A 2,758-nucleotide genomic window follows, 5' to 3' on the forward strand; every position below is an offset into this window, starting at 1 on the left:
GGGCGCAGGCGCGCCCGGCCGGGCGGCGCGGGTGAGCAGTCGGGAACAGGCGACGTAGAGGGCCGCGGCCGAGGCCGTGTAGGTGGCGCCGGAGACCGCGGCGACCGCCGGCAACGCGCCGAGGCGCAGCGCGAACGCGAGCCCCAGCACTGTTGCCAGCGCGACCGGCACCTGCACCGCCAGCACCGAGCGGGCGCAGCGGTAGCCGAGCAGCACGTGGATCAGCAGGTAGTCCACCGCCTGCGGGATGGCGGCCAGGACGAGCAGACGGGTGGTCGTCGTCGCGGTGGCGAACTGGTCGCCGTAGACGATCCGGATACCCAGCGGCGCGAGCAGCGCCACCGGCGTCGCGATCGCCGTCGCGATCGCGACGGTCGCGAAGACGGCCCGGCGTACCGTGCGTGCCCTGGCCCGCGGGTCGACGATGGTCCGCAGCCGGCTGAACACGACCATGCCGGTGGCCTGGCAGATCGTCCCGACCGCAGTGGCGAACGCGACCGCCACCCCGTAGAACGCCACGTCGGCGGCCTCGCGGAAACTGGCGACGAGCAGCATGTCCAGGCGGTAGATGATCTGGGCGCCGACGACGGTGCCGTACGCGCCGAGCGCGAGGCGGACGAACCCGCGCCGGGGCAGCAGGCGGACGCGGCCCCGGCGGCGAGCCCGAGCCGGGCACCCGGCCAGGCCGGCGACCAGGAGACACCATGACCCGAGCCGGGACACCGCTCCCCGGTGCCGAGACGGCCGCGGCCGCCGGCTCCGACGACCACATCACCCTCACCGGCCTGCGGGTCCGCGGCCGGCACGGCGTGCTGCCCGCCGAGCGCGAGCTCGGGCAGGAGTTCGTCGTGGACGCGGTGATCTGGCTGGACATGACGCGCGCGGCCCAGGGCGACGACGTCACTCTGACCGTGCACTACGGCGAGCTCGCCGAGACCCTCGCCGGCATCGTCGGCGGCGAGCCGGTCGACCTGATCGAGACTCTCGCCTACCGCCTGGCGGACGCCTGCCTGGCGCACGGCACGGTGACCCGGGCCCGTATCACGGTGCACAAGCCGGCGGCGCCGATCCCGCTCGCGTTCACCGACGTCGCCGTGACCGTCACCCGCGACCAGCCATCACCGGTCCCGGCGGCCGGGCCCGGTGATGGCCGGTGACGGCCGGCGAGGGCCACCCGGCCCGGCCCGGTCACGCCGTCCTGGCCCTCGGCTCCAACCTCGGGGACCGGTGGGCCCTGCTGCGGGCGGCCGTGCGCCACCTCGACGGTCTGCTCGGCGTCACCGCCTGTTCGCCGGTGTACGAGACCGCGCCCGTCGGCGGGCCCGCGCAGGAGGACTACCTCAACGCGGTCGTGCTGGTCGCGCCGGCGTCCCCGCGCGAGCTGCTCGCCGCCGCGCGAGCCGTCGAACAGGAAGCCCAGCGGGTCCGCGCGGTGCGGTGGGGCCCGCGCACCCTCGACGTCGACGTCATCGCGCTCGGCGAACAGACCAGCGACGACCCCGACATCCTCATCCCGCATCCACGGGCACACCTGCGGGCCTTCGTCTGCCTGCCGTGGCTGGACGTCGAGCCGGCGGCGGTGCTGCCGGGCCGTGGCCGGGTCGCCGACCTCGTCGCCGCCATGGCGCGGGACGGGCAGGTCGCCGGTGTACGCCGCCTGCCGGACGGGTTGGACGCACCTCTGGTCGGCGGGCGCGGCCGCGACGAGCCGGCGTGAAACCGACCCGGGCACGTGACCTCGTCCTCGTGGCGATCGTGTTCGGCGCGCTCGCCTACGTGCTGCTGTGGTGGGCCTACCGGTCGATCCCGAACCTGCCGCGCACGGCGCCCCTGTCGGTCGTCGTCATCGGCCTCATCGAGCTGCAGGTCGCCGGCCTGACGCGGCGCCGGTTGGAGGGCCGGCCGGGAACCCGGCCGATCCTGCCCCTGACGGTCGCCCGGCTCGCCGCCCTGGCCAAGGCCAGCTCGGTGACCGCTTCGGCGCTCGCGGGCGGCTGGGCGGGCACGCTCGGCTACACCCTGCCGCGGACGGACGAGTTCCCCACGGCCGGCAGCGACGCGGTCACCGCCGGTCTGGGCCTGGCCGCGGCGGTGGTACTCCTCGCCGGCGGCCTGCTGCTGGAACGCGTCTGTCGGGTCCGCAAGCCCTAGGCGCTGCGCAGCTCGCCGGTCGGGCTGCTTCTAGGCGGCGTCGAAGGGGCTAGTCTGAGAGGGATTGCGGCCGGAGACCGGACTGCGAGCGACGTCGGTGATGCCCGGTCAGGCGCTGCCGCCGGCCGCCGGCACTGAGCCCGTCGACGGCTGTGAGCTGGCGGCGAGGCGCCGAAGCGGAAGGTGCGGGCGGTGGTCGCAGAGGGCCGGAACCGCGGCGGATCCGGGAACCGGCCGCCGGCAGCCGCCGTGCGCCGCCAGCAACCGGAGGCCGGGCAGCCCGGCGACGCTCCCCGGTACGGCCATCTCCGCGGCTTCGACCCCGCGGACCTGGAGACCGAGCCGTCGGTAGCAGCCGAGCGATCCACTCCAGCACCTCCGTCCACTCCAGCACCTCCGTCCAGTCGCGCACTGCCGTCCAGTCGCGCACTGCCGCCAGGGCGATCGAAACCCTCCGGGGGAGCGCTACCGTCCGGGCGAGCTGTGCCGTCCGGGCGAGCCGCGTCGTCCGGGGGAGCCGCGTCGTCCGGGGGAGCCGCGTCGTCCTGGGGAGCCGCGTCGTCCGAACGCGCTTCCTCGGTGGCGGCGGGTACGGCTCGGTCGCGGC

4 protein-coding genes are annotated in these 2,758 nt (G+C 75.8%); 3 read left to right on the forward strand and 1 reads right to left on the reverse strand.

Features of this window, described 5'->3' with window-relative positions; all coding sequences use genetic code 11:
- The coding region (locus MXD58_RS28240) for a polysaccharide biosynthesis protein (protein ID WP_518478708.1) at positions 1–723 on the reverse strand (723 nt) is incomplete at its 3' end.
- Here MXD58_RS28240 and folB point away from each other — a divergent pair.
- The 3 genes from folB to MXD58_RS28255 are packed head-to-tail and all read left to right on the forward strand — an operon-like array spanning position 705 to position 2,151.
- Positions 705–1,157 carry a dihydroneopterin aldolase gene (gene folB / locus MXD58_RS28245; RefSeq protein ID WP_248840979.1) on the forward strand — a complete coding sequence of 151 codons (453 nt, stop codon included), beginning with the start codon at positions 705–707 and terminating at the stop codon, positions 1,155–1,157. The two genes, MXD58_RS28240 and folB, sit on opposite strands and share 19 nt — an antisense overlap.
- Entirely contained in the window at positions 1,154–1,717 is a 564-nt protein-coding gene (folK, locus tag MXD58_RS28250; protein ID WP_248840980.1) for a 2-amino-4-hydroxy-6-hydroxymethyldihydropteridine diphosphokinase, read from the forward strand. The genes folB and folK overlap by 4 nt, the downstream gene beginning before the upstream one ends.
- Entirely contained in the window at positions 1,714–2,151 is a 438-nt protein-coding gene (locus MXD58_RS28255) for a DUF3180 domain-containing protein (RefSeq protein ID WP_248840981.1), read from the forward strand. The genes folK and MXD58_RS28255 overlap by 4 nt, the downstream gene beginning before the upstream one ends.
- Positions 2,152–2,758 lie beyond the last annotated feature (607 nt).

It is taken from the genome of Frankia sp. AgKG'84/4 (assembly GCF_023242965.2).
Lineage (GTDB): Bacteria > Actinomycetota > Actinomycetes > Frankiales > Frankiaceae > Frankia.